Source organism: Nocardiopsis sp. iso_40, assembly GCF_056173285.1.
Map to the genome: position 1 here is coordinate 2,778,065 of NZ_CM149666.1, position 16,660 is coordinate 2,794,724.

At 71.4% G+C, this 16,660-nt stretch carries 11 protein-coding genes and 1 pseudogene; 9 read left to right on the forward strand and 3 right to left on the reverse strand.

Annotated features, from left to right (window positions below; genetic code table 11):
- Position 1 precedes the first annotated feature (1 nt).
- The gene (paaE, locus tag AC0VYD_RS12020) at positions 2 to 1,105 is read left to right on the forward strand and encodes a 1,2-phenylacetyl-CoA epoxidase subunit PaaE (protein WP_475479951.1); all 1,104 of its coding nucleotides are present in this window, start codon (positions 2 to 4) and stop codon (positions 1,103 to 1,105) included.
- Positions 1,102 to 1,524: a hydroxyphenylacetyl-CoA thioesterase PaaI gene (gene paaI / locus AC0VYD_RS12025; RefSeq protein WP_475479952.1), complete on the forward strand. Its 423-nt coding sequence runs from the start codon at positions 1,102 to 1,104 to the stop codon at positions 1,522 to 1,524. Before paaE ends, paaI begins: the two co-directional genes overlap by 4 nt.
- 41 nt (positions 1,525 to 1,565) lie before the next feature.
- On the opposite strand, the gene AC0VYD_RS12030 is transcribed toward paaI, so the two are convergent.
- Together AC0VYD_RS12030 and AC0VYD_RS12035 are read right to left on the reverse strand one after the other, a co-directional pair.
- Complete coding sequence (locus AC0VYD_RS12030; RefSeq protein WP_475479953.1) at positions 1,566 to 2,774, reverse strand: MFS transporter; 1,209 nt, start codon at positions 2,772 to 2,774, stop codon at positions 1,566 to 1,568.
- Between the two features lie 332 nt (positions 2,775 to 3,106).
- The gene (locus AC0VYD_RS12035) at positions 3,107 to 4,090 is read right to left on the reverse strand and encodes a LacI family DNA-binding transcriptional regulator (protein WP_475479954.1); all 984 of its coding nucleotides are present in this window, start codon (positions 4,088 to 4,090) and stop codon (positions 3,107 to 3,109) included.
- Positions 4,091 to 4,333: 243 nt separating this feature from the next.
- Here AC0VYD_RS12035 and AC0VYD_RS12040 point away from each other — a divergent pair, with 243 nt between their 5' ends.
- Complete coding sequence (locus AC0VYD_RS12040) at positions 4,334 to 6,775, forward strand: serine/threonine-protein kinase (RefSeq protein WP_475479955.1); 2,442 nt, start codon at positions 4,334 to 4,336, stop codon at positions 6,773 to 6,775.
- A gap of 556 nt (positions 6,776 to 7,331) precedes the next feature.
- Positions 7,332 to 7,719 (forward strand): annotated as a pseudogene (locus tag AC0VYD_RS12045) (ADP-ribosylation/crystallin J1).
- Between the two features lie 60 nt (positions 7,720 to 7,779).
- Here AC0VYD_RS12045 and AC0VYD_RS12050 read toward each other — a convergent pair.
- Positions 7,780 to 7,950, reverse strand: a complete 171-nt coding sequence (locus AC0VYD_RS12050; RefSeq protein WP_473040067.1) for a hypothetical protein — start codon at positions 7,948 to 7,950, stop codon at positions 7,780 to 7,782.
- Between the two features lie 466 nt (positions 7,951 to 8,416).
- Here AC0VYD_RS12050 and AC0VYD_RS12055 point away from each other — a divergent pair, with 466 nt between their 5' ends.
- The 5 genes from AC0VYD_RS12055 to AC0VYD_RS12075 all read left to right on the forward strand — a co-directional run bounded on the left by AC0VYD_RS12055 (position 8,417) and on the right by AC0VYD_RS12075 (position 16,651).
- Positions 8,417 to 9,517 carry an LLM class flavin-dependent oxidoreductase gene (locus AC0VYD_RS12055; protein ID WP_475479956.1) on the forward strand — a complete coding sequence of 367 codons (1,101 nt, stop codon included), beginning with the start codon at positions 8,417 to 8,419 and terminating at the stop codon, positions 9,515 to 9,517.
- A complete protein-coding gene (locus AC0VYD_RS12060) occupies positions 9,517 to 10,134 on the forward strand; it encodes an FMN reductase (protein WP_475479957.1) in 618 nt (205 codons plus the stop codon). Before AC0VYD_RS12055 ends, AC0VYD_RS12060 begins: the two co-directional genes overlap by 1 nt.
- Positions 10,135 to 10,490: 356 nt before the next feature.
- Positions 10,491 to 12,248: a glycoside hydrolase family 6 protein gene (locus AC0VYD_RS12065; protein WP_475479958.1), complete on the forward strand. Its 1,758-nt coding sequence runs from the start codon at positions 10,491 to 10,493 to the stop codon at positions 12,246 to 12,248.
- Positions 12,249 to 12,494: 246 nt separating this feature from the next.
- Complete coding sequence (locus AC0VYD_RS12070) at positions 12,495 to 15,173, forward strand: glycoside hydrolase family 48 protein (protein ID WP_475479959.1); 2,679 nt, start codon at positions 12,495 to 12,497, stop codon at positions 15,171 to 15,173.
- Between the two features lie 77 nt (positions 15,174 to 15,250).
- On the forward strand, positions 15,251 to 16,651 hold the full coding sequence (locus tag AC0VYD_RS12075; RefSeq protein ID WP_475479960.1) for an endo-1,4-beta-xylanase: 1,401 nt from the start codon (positions 15,251 to 15,253) through the stop codon (positions 16,649 to 16,651).
- Positions 16,652 to 16,660: the final 9 nt, after the last annotated feature.

A 16,660-nucleotide genomic window follows, 5' to 3' on the forward strand; every position in this document is an offset into this window, starting at 1 on the left:
CGTGACCACACCCGTCACCGAGACCGCCCCCGCCGCCCCGCGCGGCCGGGCCGCGTTCCACCGGCTGCGCGTGGCCGCCGTCGAGCGCCTGTGCGACGACGCCGTCGCCGTCACCTTCGACGTCCCCGACCACCTGGCCGAGGTGTTCGCCTTCGCCCCGGGGCAGTCGCTGACCCTGCGCCGGGTGGTCGACGGCGTGGAGGAACGGCGCAGCTACTCCGTCTGCGCGGCCGTGGGCGAGGCCCCCCGGGTGGGGGTGCGCCTGGTCCCCGGCGGACTGTTCTCGCACTGGCTGGTCCGCGAGGTCGAACCGGGCGACGAGATCGAGGTGGGTCCGCCCACCGGCCGGTTCAGTCCCGACCTGGACGAGGCCGCCCGCCACGTGCTCGTCGCCGCCGGCTCGGGCATCACCCCGGTGCTGTCGATGGCGTCCTCACTGCTGCGCCGGACCGACTCCCGTGTCACGCTGCTCTACGGCAACCGGCGCAGCGACACCGTGATGTTCGCCGACGAGCTGGCCGACCTCAAGGACTCCTTCGGCCCCCGGCTCGAACTCGTCCACGTGCTCTCCCGCGAGCCCCGCGAGTCCGAGCTGTTCACCGGACGCCTGGACGGCGCGAAGCTGGACGCGCTGCTGTCCACCTTGGTCGCCGCCGACGCGGTCGACCACTGGTGGCTGTGCGGCCCCTACGGGATGGTCACCGACGCCCGGGAGGTCCTCGCCGAGCACGGTGTGCGGGGCGACCGGATCCACCAGGAGCTGTTCTTCGTCGAGGGCGCCGAGCCGCCGCCCCAGACCCGGCACGAGGACCCCGGGGTCGAGGGCCCGGCCAGTGAGGTCACCGTCGTCCTGGACGGCCGTACCACCACACTGACCCTGCCGCAGGGGGTGCCGGTCCTGGACTCCGCCCAGCGCTACCGCCCCGACCTGCCCTTCGCCTGCAAGGGCGGTGTCTGCGGCACCTGCCGGGTCAAGGTGTGCGACGGCGAGGTCGCGATGCGCCGCAACTACGCGCTCACCCCCGCCGAGGTCGAGGCCGGGTACGCCCTGGCCTGCCAGTCGCTGCCCCGGACCGACACCGTGACCGTGGACTTCGACTCATGAGCGGCCCCGCGCCGGAGGGGCGCAACGAGACCGCCTGGCGCATGTTCGAGGCCGACCGTGCCTCAAAGAACCTGGGTATGCGCCTGGTCGAGGCCCGGGACGGTTTCGCGGTGGTGGAGATGACGGTGGGGCCGCTGATGGTCAACGGCCACAACATCGCCCACGGCGGGTTCGTGTTCACGCTCGCCGACACCGCCTTCGCCTGCGCCTGCAACCGGGACGGCGGCGGGGTCACGGTGGCCTCGGGCGCCGACGTCACGTTCGTGGCCCCGGCGAAGGAGGGCGAGGTGCTGGTGGCGACCGCCGTCGAGCGCGTGGTCCACGGCCGCAGCGGTGTCTACGACGTCACGGTCCGCCGTGACGGGGACGTCGTCGCCGAGTTCCGGGGGCGCAGCCGCACCCTGCCCCACCGGACCTGACCCGGGGGCGGAGGCGACCGCCCCCGGGGGGTCCGTCCCGGTCAGCCGCTGACGGGCTCGCGTACGGTCTCCGGGGCGGGCTCCGAGGCCGCGGAGCCGGCCGCGGGCCCCCTACGGTCGAGCACACCCGCCGACACGGCGATGCCGAGCCCGACCAGGGCCAGGACCGAGCCGATCACCGCGGGGGAGACGTAGCCCAGGCCCATCCCGATCCCGAGGCCGCCGAGCCAGGCGCCGCCGGCGTTGGCCAGGTTGAACGCCGAGTGGTTGGAGGCCGAGGCGATGGTGGGGGCCGCGCCCGCCTTGTTCATCACCAGGACCTGGAGCGGGGCGGTCACCCCGAAACCGACCGCGCCCAGGACCACCACCGTGACCGCGGCCGTCCAGGGGTTGTGCACGGTGACGGTGAACAGCGCCAGGACCAGGGCCAGGGAGGCCAGGGAGCCGTAGATGGTGGGGCGCAGCCACCGGTCGGCCAGCGGCCCGACCACCAGGGAGCCCAGCGTCATACCGACGCCGAACAGCGCCAGCACGATCGGGACCCCGGTGCTGGGCATCCCCGCCAGCTCGGTCATCATCGGCGAGATGTAGCTGTAGACGGCGAACACCCCGGCGAAGCCGAAGACCGCGGTGGTCAGCCCCAGGACGACCTGCGGGTGGCGCAGCGCCGAGAGCTCCCCGCGCAGACCGCCGGCCCGGGACGCGGGCGTGTGCGGCACGAACAGGGCCACACCCGCGATGGTCAGGGCGGTGAGGGCCACGACCACCAGGAAGGCGGCCCGCCAGCCGACCAGCTGTCCGAGCAGGGTTCCGGCGGGTACCCCGACGATGTTGGCCACGGTCAGGCCGAGCATCACCCGGGCCACGGCGGTCGCCCGGCGGGCCGGACCCGCCATGTGCGCGGCGACCAGCGCGGCCATGCCCAGGTAGGCGCCGTGCGGGAGCCCCGCCAGCACCCGGGAGGCGAAGACCGCACCGTAGGAGCCGGTCACCACGGTGGCCAGGTTGCCGACCAGGAAGACACCCATGAACACCATCAGCAGGGTCTTGCGCGGCAGGCGGTTGCCCAGGGCGGTGAGCAGGGGAGCGCCGACCACCACCCCCAGGGCGTAGGCGGAGATGAGGTAACCGGCGGTGGAGATGGGCACGCCGAGGTCGGTGGCGACCTCGGGCAGCAGGCCCATGATCACGAACTCGGTGGTGCCGATGGCGAAGGCCCCGAGGGCCAGGGCGAGCAGGGCCAGAGGCATGGCTGTGCCCCCTTCCGGGCGGTGGGTCGTGTGTGCGGGGCTCCGTGCCGCGGGCCTCGCGGGTGGGAGGCGCTCGCGCGGAGGCGTCGGGGTTCCTGGAACCGGTGGCGTGGGTGAGGGGCCGTTGGCCGAGGCGCGCCCGGCCCGCGGAACGGGGCCCGTGGACGGGCTCCGGGGGTCCGCGCAAAGTGATTTAGCACGTGCTAAATCAAGGATGTCACCGATGTCCGCCGATCGCCAACGGTGCGGCACGTGATCTGTCTCGCCCCGGGCAGGCCGAGCGCTGCCCTCCTAGGTGCGCGGGCCCGGCCCGTAAGGCCCGGGAACGGAACTCAGGAGCGGGGGGGAGCGGTGCTGCCCCGTACCGTGAGGGTGGTCGGCAGGACCACGTGGGTGCTCTCGGTGCGGCCCTCCTCCAACCGTTCGACCGCCGCACCGACCGTGAGCTCGGCGATCCGCGCCACGTCCTGGCGGACCGAGGTCAGGTTCAGGAACGACAGCCGCGCGGCCCGGCTGTCGTCGTAACCCACCACGGACACGTCCCCCGGCACGGAGCGCCCCGCGTGCAGCAGGGTCTCCATCAGGCCGCGAGCGGACTGGTCGTTGCAGCAGACCACGGCCGTGGGCAGCGTGTCCCGGGCCAGGAGCGCCGCCGCGGCGCGCGCCCCCGACTCCTCGGTGTAGGCGCCCGGGACCAGGTCGGCGTACGTACCCAGGCCGTGCTCCCGCATGCCCTCCAGGTAACCGGTCCGGCGTTCGGGGGCGCTGGGCAGATCACCGCCGTACACGTGCGCGATGTGCCGGTGGCCCAGGCCGACCAGGTGTGCGACCGCCTGGCGCACCCCGGAGACGGCGTCGGTGCGGACGCTGTCGGTCCCCCTCGCGTTGGTACGCTGCCCGATCTCCACCACGGGAACCCGCTCGGCGACCCCGGCCAGGTCCTCCGGGGCCTGCGCGGACATCCCGATGAGCACCAGCGCCTCACACCGCAACCCCACGAGCTCGTCGATCGCCTGGCGTTCGGTGCGGTTGGCCAGCATGGCGCTCAGGGCCACGCTGTAGCCGAACCGGGCCGCCACCGGGTACAGGGCCTCGACCAGGTCGGCGTCCATCGGGTGCTCCATGGTGAAGAGCACGCCGAGCTGACGGCTGCGCGCCCGGCGCAGCAGCTGGGCGGCGGTGTCGGCACGGTAACCGAGTTCCTCGGCGGCGCGCAGCACCCGCTCCCGGGTGGCCGCGCTGGGACCCGGCCGGTCGCCCAGCACGAGCGAGACCAACTGCCGGGAGACACCCAGGTGCGCCGCGACGTCGGCCATCGTCGGCCGCCCGCCTGGCGTCCCGCCGCCCCTGACGCCGTTCGCCACTTCGACCCCCTCCCACGCAGGCGCATCGTACCGCCGCACGGCCCGCCCCGTGATCGACCGGGCAGCGCCCACTCGAACCACCGATGAGTCACCGAATCCCCGTAACCCGCACGAACCTTCGAAGACGCAGCGGCGTCAGACTGCCCGGGCGGAGTCCCCCGCCCCGTTCGACCCACCTCCTCCTGAAAGGCAACGATGTCCACTTCCCCTGACACTTCCCCGCCTCCCGGGCTCGCACCACTGGAGACGGGCGACCCGGCCGGGATCGGGCCCTACCGGGTGGTGGGGCGGATCGGCTCGGGCGGCATGGGAGCCGTCTACGGAGCCCTGGACGGGCAGGGGGTGTGCGTGGCGGTCAAGACCGTCCACGCCGGCTTCGCTCGCAAGCCCCGCTTCCGGGACGCCTTCGCCCGCGAGGTCGAGATGCTGGGGCGAGCCGACGGGATCAGTACCGCCCGCCTGCACGCCGCCGACACCGGGGCGGCGGTGCCGTGGCTGGCCTTCGACTACGTTCCCGGCCGCGATCTGCGCACCCACGTGCGCGCGTTCGGTCCGCTGGAGGGCGAGATGCTCCGCACCTTCGCCCTGGGCACCGCCGAGGGCCTGGCCGCCCTGCACGCGGCGGGCATCGCCCACCGCGACATCAAACCGGGCAACGTCATCCTGTCCCCGGACGGCCCGAAGATCGTGGACTTCGGCATCGCGGTCGAGATCGGCACCGAGCGCTCCGAGGACGGTTCGGCCTCCTACGGGACCCCCGGCTGGTCGGCTCCCGAACGCTACTCCGGAGCGGCCGCGGACCCGGCCGCCGACGTGTTCGCCTGGGGCGGGCTGGTGGCGCTGGCCGCCACCGGTCGCCAGCCCTTCGGCACCGGTGACGCGGGGGAGAAGGCGCGCCGGGTGCGCGAGGGCGAGTACGACGTCGACGGTGTGCCCGAGGACCTGCTGGGCCTGGTGCGGGCCGCGCTTTCGGTGGATCCGGCCCGGCGTCCGAGCTCCGAGGTGTTGGTGCGTTCCCTGCTGCCCGAGCCTCAGGAGGGGGAGGGGGGACAGCGGGGCCCGGTCACCACGGCGAACGTTCTGCGCCGGATGCTCCGCGACTACTGGCGCGGCGTGGACGACGCCGGCCACGACCCCGCCCGCTGGGCGGCCGCGCTGGGTATCGCCTCCGCGGCCGGCCTGGGTGCGAGCGCCGTGGGCTCGGGCGCGCTGGGTTCGGGTGCCCTGGGCTCCGGAGGCGCCACAGGAGCCGGAACCGCCGGCGCAGGCACGGCGGGTGGAACCGGAGCGGCGGGTACCATCGCGGCCGGTTCGGGAACGGCGACCGCCGGAGGGGCCGGTGGCGCCGCGAGCGGCGGTGCCGCCGGGACGGGCACGACCACCGGCGGCGTGCTGAGCGGGGTCGCCACGTCCAAGATCGGCCTGGCGGGCGCGGGCCTGCTCGCGGTGGCCGGACTGGCGGCGGGCGGCTTCGTGGTCTACGAGCAGGTGAGCGAGAACCCGTCGGAGACGGTCGCCGCCGCCGCGGGCTTGCTGGAGGAGGGGCCGGGGTTCACCGCCCGGGTCGAGCGGGCCTTCTCCCGGGAGCACGCCGAACAGGTCTCCGAACGCACCGGGACCCCCGTGGACCAGGTGGTGGCGGACAGCCGGAGCGAGGAGGAGTACCTGTACTCGGCCGACGGCGAGAGCTTCCTCATCCGGGGGCCGGTGATGGGACCGGGGACCACGGCCGTGGCCAACCACCAGGGCGAACTGTACGTGTACGCATCGCGCGAGGAGGCCCCCGGGCTGTGGGAGGAGTCGCCCCAGGAGCTGACAGTCGATTTTTCGCTGATTGATCTCGACTTCGGTGAGGAAGGGGACCACGGCCTATGGCAGGACTCGCCCGCGCCTTTGGAGAGTGTCTCCGGCGTGGACGTCGACTCCGTCGCCGCAACCCTGGTCACTGAGCCGATACGGACCCTGGCCGAGACCGAAGGAGTTGAGGCGGTGGAAGGCCAGGAACGGGTCTACGTGGGGTCCACCGTGCTCGAACTCCTGGACGGAGGGATCTTGGTAGAGGGAGAGGCGGTCGGCCGGGTCGAACTCGACGGGGAGGGCGCGCTGGTACGGGCCGAGTACACCACTGATCGCTGGGAGGTGCGGGTCGACTTCGAGGATGTGGACGGCGAGACGGCACTGGAGGACCCCCAGGTGTGGGCGGCCGAGAACGAGGACTTCGGTTGGACCGTCGTGCATGCCCCGATCTGTGGAACCGTGCGCCTGCCGGGCTGGGCCGGGGGCCAGGACGCGGAGAAGGTGTGGGATGTCCAGGCCAGTGGCTGGGACGTGGACTGCGATTACGCGATGGACGTGGCGGAGCTGCGGCAGGACAGGAACACGGGCCCGGACCGGGTCGAGTCCCTGCATGCAGCCAGAGGTGTTTTCGGTAGCGTCGTGCAGATCGACGACATGATGGCTTGTGGCCGCTTCTGGCGCGAGGTGATCGACGACAACGGTTTCGCTGTGCCCTCCTACGCTTACGGACCCTGCCAGGAGTCCACGGTCCTTACTTTGGGCGACTCGGAGGGTCCTTACAGGAAGTCGGAGGTCGAGTTCGGCTCCGTGACCCTGATCGACTTCCACGAACAGCCCTGATCCGGACGGGTCCGGACACGAAAACGGGGGGCGCGCCGTCTGGCGCGCCCCCCGGAGTCCGGCCGGATTCCACGTCCCCCAACGTGGAACCGGCCACGCGGCCCGTGCACTGAGTGCGGGGGCCGCTGGGAGGCGAATACGGTGATGGTTTCGTGTCGGAAACCCCCATTTACGACACGAGCACTCGTATTCGCTAGGTCTGGCCGGGTCCCACGTCCCCCAACGTGGGACCCGACCGCGCGGCCTACGCACTAGGTGCGGTCTGGCCGCTGGGAAGGCGGTTGTAGCGATGGTTTCGTGTCGGAAACCCCCATTGCCGACACGAACGCGTACAACCGCGCATGGTCTTGAGGTGATGTCGAAGCTACGCACAGACGTTGGTGGGATTGTTGGGGTCGGGGTCGCTCTGGGGCGCTTCACCTGTGAGAACGCTTCGTCTGTGTCTGGTGTTCCCGCCCTGGCAGCCGATTTTCATCCGGTCCGGTAAAAAGCGGGTGCGGACTCGGGCACGGAATCCCTAAGCTCCCCTCCGGCCCTGGCGCACAGGGAGGCGCGAATGTCCGAACTGATGCCCCCCTGGCGGCCGACCGGGCCTGCGGAACCCGCCCTGCTCCGCGATTCCGGTTGGCGGGAGTGGCCGCCCCGCCTGCCCGAACAGCCCATTTTCTACCCGGTCCCGAACGAGGACCACGCGAACCGGATCGCCCGGGAGTGGAACCCGCCACGCGACGGCGAGGGCCACGTCACCCGCTTCCGGGTGGAGGCGGAGTTCGCGTCCCGCTGTCTAGCATCCACCCTCCAGGTGTGAGCTAGAGCTGCAAGCTCGGCCCTTCAGGACCGAGAAGCTGACCGCGCACATCCGCGGGGGGATCGAACCGGTGCGTTCCTTCCTGTCCGGGTCCTCCGAGGGGGTCGACCACCCCGTGGGGGACGTTCCCGGCTGAGGTCCCGGTTCCATCCGGGTGTCGGACGTGGCAGCCCGGGCGTCCGCGCCCGGGATCCCTTTATCGGCCCGCCTCGTGCACGGTGACCAGGTCGGGGTCCAGTTCGGTGAGGGCGGCCATGACGTCGCCCAGGGCGTCGGCGAGCACGACCGGTTCACCGGTGCCCTGTTCACTCTCGCGCTGGCGGGGGAGGGGGTGTGGGGTCCGTCGGGGGTCGAGGGTGGTGGCCATGGGGGTGTCGGGCGCGGCCCGCGGGGCGCCCTCCTCCTTACTCGTTCCTCGCGTACTCCGCCGGGGTCGACCCCCGGTGACGGTCGGGGTGCCTGCCCTCTCAGGAATAGCACGCGGCGGTGACATTCGGTGGGTACGGAGTGTGCCTGTGGATGAACAACGGGGTGCGGAACCGCTCGTGTGGAGCGCCCTCCGGGACGTCACCGACTGTCATCGGGGCGCCGTCGGTATCCGCCGCGACCGCCCCGGCGGTGCCGGTCGGCCTTCTCCCCGGCTTCGCGGCGCTCGCGGACCCGGAGTGCCGTGATCCCCCGGCGTTCTGTCTGACCAGCGATTTTCCGACCGCCCGGGCCCTCGGCCCGGGTGGTCGGCGCGTGTGGAGGGAATACCTGTTTGGGGCCGACTGTTCGGGCATGATAGCTTCACAGGAAATTACTTCTTAGGAAACAAACTCGGGGAGCGTGCCATGCAGTTCGGAATCTTCTCGGTCAGCGACGTGACGCCGGACCCCACCACCGGGCGCACGCCGACCGAGGGCGAGCGGATCAGGGCGATGGTGCGGATCGCCCTCAAGGCCGAGGAGGTGGGCCTGGACGTCTTCGCCACCGGCGAGCACCACAACCCGCCGTTCGTGGCCTCCTCGCCCACGACCATGCTCGGCTACGTGGCGGCTCGGACCGAGAAGCTGATCCTGTCCACCTCCACCACGCTCATCACCACGAACGACCCGGTCAAGATCGCCGAGGACTTCGCGATGCTGCAGCACCTGGCCGAGGGCCGGGTGGACCTGATGATGGGGCGCGGCAACACCGGACCGGTCTACCCCTGGTTCGGGCAGGACATCCGCCAGGGCATCCCGCTGGCGCTGGAGAACTACAACCTCCTGCACCGCCTGTGGCGCGAGGACGTCGTCGACTGGGAGGGCAAGTTCCGCACCCCGCTGCAGGGCTTCACCTCCACCCCGCGTCCGCTGGACGGCGTTCCGCCGTTCGTCTGGCACGGCTCCATCCGCAGCCCGGAGATCGCCGAGCAGGCCGCCTACTACGGTGACGGCTTCTTCCACAACAACATCTTCTGGCCCGCGACCCACACCAAGAAGCTCATCTCGCTGTACCGTCGCCGCTTCGAGCACTACGGACACGGCAAGGCCGACCAGGCGATCGTCGGACTCGGCGGCCAGGTGTTCATGCGTAGGAACTCCCAGGACGCGGTCAGGGAGTTCCGGCCCTACTTCGACAACGCCCCGGTCTACGGCGGCGGTCCCTCCCTGGAGGAGTTCACCCGGGAGACCCCGCTGACGGTCGGCAGTCCGCAGGAGGTCATCGACCGCACCCTGGGCTTCCGCGAGTCCTTCGGCGACTACCAGCGCCAGCTCTTCCTGATGGACCACGCGGGCCTGCCGCTCAAGACCGTCCTGGAGCAGCTGGACCTCCTCGGCGAGGAGGTCGTCCCGGTGCTGCGCAGGGAGTTCGCCGCCAGGAAGCCCGCGCACGTACCCGACGCGCCCACGCACCCCTCGCTCCTGGCCGAGAGGGAGCGCGCGACCACGAACACGGAGGCCCAGTGATGACCCGCAAGCTCGTCACCGTCACGGCGGGGCTCAGCAACCCCTCCTCGACCCGCCTGCTCGCCGACCGGCTGACCGCCGCCGCGGAGGAGGCGCTGGCCGACCGCGGGGAGAAGGTCGAGGTCCGGGTCGTGGAGTTGCGCGAGCTGGCCCACGACATCATGAACGCCATGACCACCCGGGTGCCCACCGGTGAACTGCCCGGGGTCCTGGAGGACGTGGCCGGGGCGGACGGGATCATCGCGGTGACCCCGGTCTTCAACGCCTCCTACAGCGGCCTGTTCAAGTCGTTCTTCGACGTGGTCGAGTCGGGTGTCCTGGACGGCAAGCCGGTCCTGGTGGCCGCCACCGGGGGCAGCCCGCGCCACTCGCTGGTGCTGGAGCACGCCCTGCGCCCGATGTTCTCCTACACCCGCTCGGTCGTGGTGCCCACGGGCGTCTACGCCGCCTCCGAGGACTGGGGCTCGGGCGAGGGCGGCGGGCGCGAGCTGTCCGAGCGCATCGCGCGGGCGGCCCGGCAGCTGGCCCTGCTCGCCACCGAGAGCACGCCGGCCGCGGCCGACCCCTACGAGGAGCCGACGCCCTTCGCGGACCTGATGTCCGGCCTGGGGGCCTGACCGTCCGCTCCCGCCGGTCACCACCGGCGGGAGCGGGTATCGGGCGGGGCCGGTGGGCAGCGCCTTCCCGCGCCCTGGTAGGGGTTTCGCAGAGGTTTCTTCTCATCACCCATTGCAGTCGGTTTTCAATGGTGTTAACTTTCCGGAAAGCGTTGCATGGGAGCGCTCCCGAAACGGGGTTCCCGGCCACGCAGTCTGGACCGCACCACGACCGACAGGTGTAGGACCCGGCTCGGGAGAACGCGTCACCCGGCCGAGTGGCCACACCCCCGTCGCCTTCCCGACCTCTCCGGGACCCGTGCGACGTTCCCCGCAGGCTCACGATCCTGGCACTCCCCCTACGCGAGGAAACACAGATGAGCAGACCCCCCTCCGACAACCCCCGAACCCTGTCGCGCCGCGTGTTCGCCACGGCCTCCACGCTGCTTCTGGGCGCCACCGCCGCACTCACCGCCTCCGCCCCGGCCGCAGCGGCCACCGGCTGTTCGGTCGACTACCAACTCAATGACTGGGGCTCCGGCTTCACCGCCGACGTCGAGATCACCAACCTCGGAGACACGGTCGACGGCTGGACCCTGGACTGGACCTTCGACGGCGACCAGCAGATCAGCAACGCCTGGGGAGGAAGCCACAGCCAGTCCGGCCAGAGCGTCTCGGTCACCGACGCCGGACACAACGGCACGATCCCCCAGGACGGGACCGCCTCCTTCGGCTTCCAGGCCTCCTACTCCGGGGACAACGCCGTCCCGACGGACTTCAGCCTCAACGGCGTGCTCTGCGAGGGCAGCGTGGACCCGGGGCCCGACCCGGACCCGGACCCGGATCCCGACCCGGACCCCACCCCCGGTGAGCGCGTCGACAACCCCTACGTGGGGGCCGACGTCTACGTGAACCCGATCTGGTCCGCCAACGCCGCCGCCGAGCCGGGCGGCGAGGCCGTGGCCGACGAGCCCACCGGTGTGTGGATGGACCGGATCAGTGCCATCGAGGGCAACGACAGCCCCACCACCGGGTCCATGGGACTGCGTGACCACCTCGACGAGGCGGTGGAGCAGGCCGCGGGTGAACCGCTGGTCTTCCAGCTGGTCATCTACAACCTGCCCGGCCGCGACTGCGCGGCCCTTGCCTCCAACGGTGAACTCGGCCCCGAGGAGATCGACCGCTACGAGGCGGAGTACATCGACCCGATCGCCGACATCCTCGCCGACTACGAGGACACCTCCCTGCGGGTGGTCACCACGGTCGAGATCGACTCGCTGCCCAACCTGGTCACCAACGTCTCCCCGCGCGAGACCGCCACGCCCGAGTGCGACGAGATGCTCGCCAACGGCAACTACGTCAAGGGCGTCGGCTACGCCCTGGGCCAGCTCGGCGCGATCGACAACGTCTACAACTACGTGGACGCCGGCCACCACGGCTGGATCGGCTGGGAGGACAACTTCGCACCCTCCGCGGCCCTGTTCCACGAGGCCGCCAACGCCAACGGGGCCACCCCCGACGACGTGCACGGCTTCATCGCCAACACCGCCAACTACTCCGCCCTGAAGGAGGAGCACTTCGCGATCGGTGAGACCGTCAACGGCACGCCGGTGCGCCAGTCCGACTGGGTGGACTGGAACAACTACCTCGACGAGCTCTCCTTCGCCCAGGGACTGCGCGAGGAGCTGGTCTCCCAGGGCTTCGACTCCGGCATCGGGATGCTGATCGACACCTCCCGCAACGGCTGGGGCGGCCCCGACCGGCCCACCAGCGCGGGCCCGACCACCGACGTCAACGCCTACGTGGACGGCGGCCGCATCGACCGCCGCATCCAGTCCGGGAACTGGTGCAACCAGTCCGGCGCCGGACTGGGCGAGCGTCCCACCACCGCTCCCGAGCCCGGGATCGACGCCTACGTGTGGATGAAGCCCCCGGGTGAGTCGGACGGCTCCAGCGAGGAGATCCCCAACGACGAGGGCAAGGGCTTCGACCGGATGTGCGACCCGACCTATGAGGGCAACCCGCGCAACGGCAACAACATGAGCGGTGCCCTGCCCGACGCGCCGGTCGCCGGCCACTGGTTCTCCGACCAGTTCCAGGAGCTGCTGGCCAACGCCTACCCGCCCGTCCAGTAACCGTTCCGCAGTAGCGAACCCGACAACCGGGCGCCCGCCCCTCCCCATTCCGGGGCGGGCGCCCACCCCGGGGACACCACGCACGTTCCCCGGCACAGCGTCTGGCCCGGTACGGCGGCACCGCCGCCCCGAGCCCCTCCACAGACCCCCGCCCCGTCTCGTGCGCCCGCCCGGTGGCACCACCAAGCGCACCCCGCGCCCCGGGCACCGGCAGCGCCGAGGAGGGTCCCCCCGCAGGAGGACAACGTGATCACCCCCCGCTCCGAACGGCGCACGGGCCGACGCCCGCGCCCCGGCCCCCTCTTCTTCACCGTCGCCCTGGCCGCGGCGCTGCTCCCGGCCGGCCCCGCCCAGGCCCAGAGCCCCTGTTCGGTCGACTACCGCGTCACCAACGACTGGGGTTCGGGTTTCACCGCCGAGGTCACGCTCACCAACGAGGCGGCCGACCTGCCCCAGTGGACCCTGGGCTGGGAGTTCGCCTCCGGCCAGCAGGTCACCAACGCCTGGAACGCCGAGGTCGTCCAGGACGCCGGCTCCGTCACCGCGAGCGGTCCCGACTGGTCGCCGGGACTGGCCGGGGGCGCGAGCGCCACCTTCGGTTTCCAGGCCGGCCACGACGGTGACAACCCCGTCCCCGACAGCTTCACCCTCAACGGTGTGAACTGCGACGACGAGGAGGACCCGCCCCCTCCGGAGCACGCACTGCTCGTCGAACCCGCCACGCTCACCCTGGACCCGGCGGGGGAGGCGAGCTTCGAGGTCGCCCTGTCCGCCGAACCGGACAGCGGGGTGCAGGTCGCCGTCGAACGCACCCAGGGCAGCGACAGCCTGTCCGTGGACTCCCCACAGCCCCTCTCCTTCGACGAGACCGACTGGGACACGGCCCAGGAGGTCACCATCGCCTCCTCGGGCGCCTCCTCCGACGAACCCGCCCGGGCCGAGTTCACCGTCTCGGCGCAGGGCTACGAGCCCGTGGTCGTCACCGCCAGGGAACGCACCGAGGCGACCAGCGACTACGAGCAGCGCTTCCTCGACCAGTACGACAGGATCAAGGACCCCGACAGCGGCTACTTCCGTGACTTCAACGGCCTCCTGGTGCCCTACCACGCCGTGGAGACCCTGATCGTCGAGGCCCCCGACCACGGCCACGCCACCACCTCCGAGGCCTACAGCTACTACCTGTGGCTGGAAGCCACCTACGGCCGGATCACCCAGGACTGGGCCCCCTTCAACGCGGCCTGGGAGTCCATGGAGGCCTTCGCCGTCCCGGGGACAGCCGACCAGCCCACGAACGCCTCCTACGACCCCGCCGCACCGGCCACCTACATCGCCGAGTCGCTGGAGCCCAGCGACTACCCGATGCCGCTGCGACCCGAGGTCCAGGCCGGCGAGGACCCCCTCGCCGACGAGCTCAGCGGTACCTACGGCACCGACGAGGTCTACGGAATGCACTGGCTGCTGGACGTGGACAACACCTACGGCTTCGGCTTCTGCGGTGACGGCACCGACGACGCCCCGTCCTACTTCAACACCTTCCAGCGCGGCTCCAACGAGTCGGTCTGGGAGACCGTCCCGCACCCCTCCTGCGAGACCTTCGAGCACGGCGGGGACAACGGCTACCTCGACCTGTTCACCGACGACGAGACCTACTCCGAGCAGTGGCGCTACACCAACGCGCCCGACGCCGACGCCCGGGCGGTCCAGGTCGCCTACCTCGCCCACGAGTGGGCCTCGGAGCAGGGCAACGAGGCCGACGTCGCCGACAGCGTCGCCAAGGCGTCCATGATGGGCGACTACCTGCGCTACGCCATGTTCGACAAGTACTTCAAGGAGGTCGGCGACTGCGTCGGGGCCCAGGCCTGCCCGCCCGGAACGGGCAAGGACTCCGCCCACTACCTGCTGTCCTGGTACTACTCCTGGGGCGGCGCCCTGGAGAGCGCCGAGTACCCATGGGCCTGGCGCATCGGCGGCTCCTCCGCGCACCAGGGCTACCAGAACGTGATGGCCGCCTACGCCCTCTCGGAGACCGAGGCGCTGCGGCCGCGGTCGGCCACCGGAGCCGACGACTGGGGCGTGAGCCTGGACCGCCAGCTGGAGTTCCTCCAGTGGCTGCAGTCCGCCGACGGCGGCATCGCCGGAGGCGCGACCAACAGCTGGGAGGGCGTCTACGGCGAGCCGCCCGCGGACACCCCGACCTTCTACGGCATGTACTACGACGAGAAGCCGGTCTGGCACGACCCGCCGTCCAACCAGTGGTTCGGCTTCCAGGTCTGGGACATCGAGAGGGTCGCCGAGTACCACCGCCTCACCGGCGACGAACGGGCCGGGGACATCCTCGACTCCTGGGTTCCCTGGGCGATCGCCAACACCACGGTCGGCACCGGTGGGGACTTCGCCGTCCCCGCCGACATGGAGTGGACCGGCGCGCCCGACACCTGGACCGGTACGTCCACGGGCAACCCGGGCCTGGGCGTCGAGGTGGTCTCGCACAACCAGGACGTCGGTATCGCGGCGGGCCTGGCCAAGACCCTGATGCACTACTCCGCGGCCACCGGGGACGAGGACGCCCTGGAGACCGCCGAGGCCCTGCTGGACGCGCTCCTGGAGCACGAGGGAGAACTCGGCGTGGCCGTCCCGGAGGTCAGGGCGGACTACGAGCGGTTCGACGACCCCTACGACCCGGCCACCGGAGAGGGCACCTACGTGCCCCAGGACTGGACCGGCACGATGCCCAACGGCGACGTCATCGACTCCGACTCCACCTTCGCCTCCGTCCGCTCCTTCTACCGGGACGACCCGAACTGGGGACAGGTGGAGGACTACCTGAACGGGGGCCCGGCCCCCGAGTTCACCTACCACCGCTTCTGGGCCCAGGTCGACGTGGCCACGGCCCTGGCCACGCACGGTGAGCTCTTCGGGCCCTAGCGGGCAGCCGCCGTGCACGGGGCCGGGCGCACGCCACCGCCCGGCCCCGCACCACCAGCCCATCCGAGGAGGAGACCATGCCGAGAACCCCCCGACGGGTGCGGGCCGCACTCGCCTCACTGACCGCCGCCGTCCTCCTGACGGCCGGAACCGCCACCGCCGCGCAGGCACAGCAGGCCCCGCTCCGCGACCTGGCCGACCAACAGGGACTGCGGATGGGCGCCGCGGTCGCCGCCCACCGCCTGGACGAGGCCGACTACCGCCGGACCGCGGCAGCGGAGTTCAACTCCGTGACCCACGAGAACTCCCTCAAGTGGGAGAGCGTCCAGCCCCAACAGGGCCAGTACTCCTGGTCCGGCGCCGACCGGCTCGTGGAGTTCGCCCAACAGAACGACCAGCGGATCCACGGCCACACCCTGGTGTGGCACAGCCAGCTTCCCTCCTGGGTGGAGAACGGCGACTTCACCCCGGCCGAGCTGACCCGGGTCATGGAGGACCACATCGGCACCACCATGGGCCGCTACCGGGGGCAGATCGGGACCTGGGACGTGGTCAACGAGCCCATCGGCGACGACGCGCAGTTCAGGGACTCGGTGTTCCACCGCACCCTGGGCGAGGACTTCGTCGCCGAGTCCCTGCGCATGGCCCGGGCGGCGGACCCCGACGCCACGCTGTTCATCAACGACTACAACATCGACGGGATCAACGCCAAGAGCGACGCCTACTACGAACTGGCCCAGGACCTGCTGGCACAGGGAGCACCGCTCGACGGCATCGGCTTCCAGGGCCACCTGGTCTCCGGACAGGTCCCCTCGGACATCCAGAGCAACATCCAGCGCTTCGCCGACCTCGGCCTGGAGGTGATGATCACCGAACTCGACATCCGCGTGCAGCTGCCCGTCACCCAGCAGAAACTGGAACAGCAGGCCAGGGACTACACCCGGGTCGTGAACGCCTGCCTCGCCGTCTCCGGCTGCTCCGGTGTGACGGTGTGGGGCGTCACCGACGCCTACTCCTGGGTTCCGGACCACTTCGACGGACAGGGCGCGGCACTGCCCATCGACGAGGACTACGCCCCCAAACCCGCCTACTGGTCGATCCACGAGGCCCTGGGCGGCGACGGCCAGGACCCGGGCGACCCCGGCGGGCCGGGGACCGGCACCTGTGAGGTCTCCTACGACATCAGTTCCCAGTGGGACCGGGGAGCGGTGGTGCAGGTGAGCGTGTACAACGGCTCGGACTCCGCGATCCGGGACTGGTCCCTGGCCTGGGAACAGCCCGCCGGTGAGCAGATCACCTCCTCCTGGAACGCCCTGGTCGAACAGACCGGCACCGCCGTCACGGCCGGTCCGGCCGGGTGGAACCGCACCCTCGACCCCGGGGGCCGGGTCTCCTTCGGTTTCCAGACCACCCACACGGGAGGGCCGGCGGTCCCCGACGGTTTCTCCCTGGGCGGGCACAGCTGCACCACACGATGATCCGTCACG

Excerpts from the sequence above, each read along its gene's own strand:
- AC0VYD_RS12050 (WP_473040067.1), bottom strand. The coding sequence starts at position 7,950 with ATGGCCACCACCCTCGACCCCCGACGGACCCCACACCCCCTCCCCCGC.
- AC0VYD_RS12035 (WP_475479954.1), bottom strand. The coding sequence starts at position 4,090 with ATGGCCGACGTCGCGGCGCACCTGGGTGTCTCCCGGCAGTTGGTCTCG.
- AC0VYD_RS12060 (WP_475479957.1), top strand. The coding sequence starts at position 9,517 with ATGACCCGCAAGCTCGTCACCGTCACGGCGGGGCTCAGCAACCCCTCC.
- paaI (WP_475479952.1), top strand. The coding sequence starts at position 1,102 with ATGAGCGGCCCCGCGCCGGAGGGGCGCAACGAGACCGCCTGGCGCATG.
- AC0VYD_RS12055 (WP_475479956.1), top strand. The coding sequence starts at position 8,417 with ATGCAGTTCGGAATCTTCTCGGTCAGCGACGTGACGCCGGACCCCACC.
- AC0VYD_RS12075 (WP_475479960.1), top strand. The coding sequence starts at position 15,251 with ATGCCGAGAACCCCCCGACGGGTGCGGGCCGCACTCGCCTCACTGACC.
- AC0VYD_RS12065 (WP_475479958.1), top strand. The coding sequence starts at position 10,491 with ATGAGCAGACCCCCCTCCGACAACCCCCGAACCCTGTCGCGCCGCGTG.
- AC0VYD_RS12030 (WP_475479953.1), bottom strand. The coding sequence starts at position 2,774 with ATGCCTCTGGCCCTGCTCGCCCTGGCCCTCGGGGCCTTCGCCATCGGC.
- AC0VYD_RS12040 (WP_475479955.1), top strand. The coding sequence starts at position 4,334 with ATGTCCACTTCCCCTGACACTTCCCCGCCTCCCGGGCTCGCACCACTG.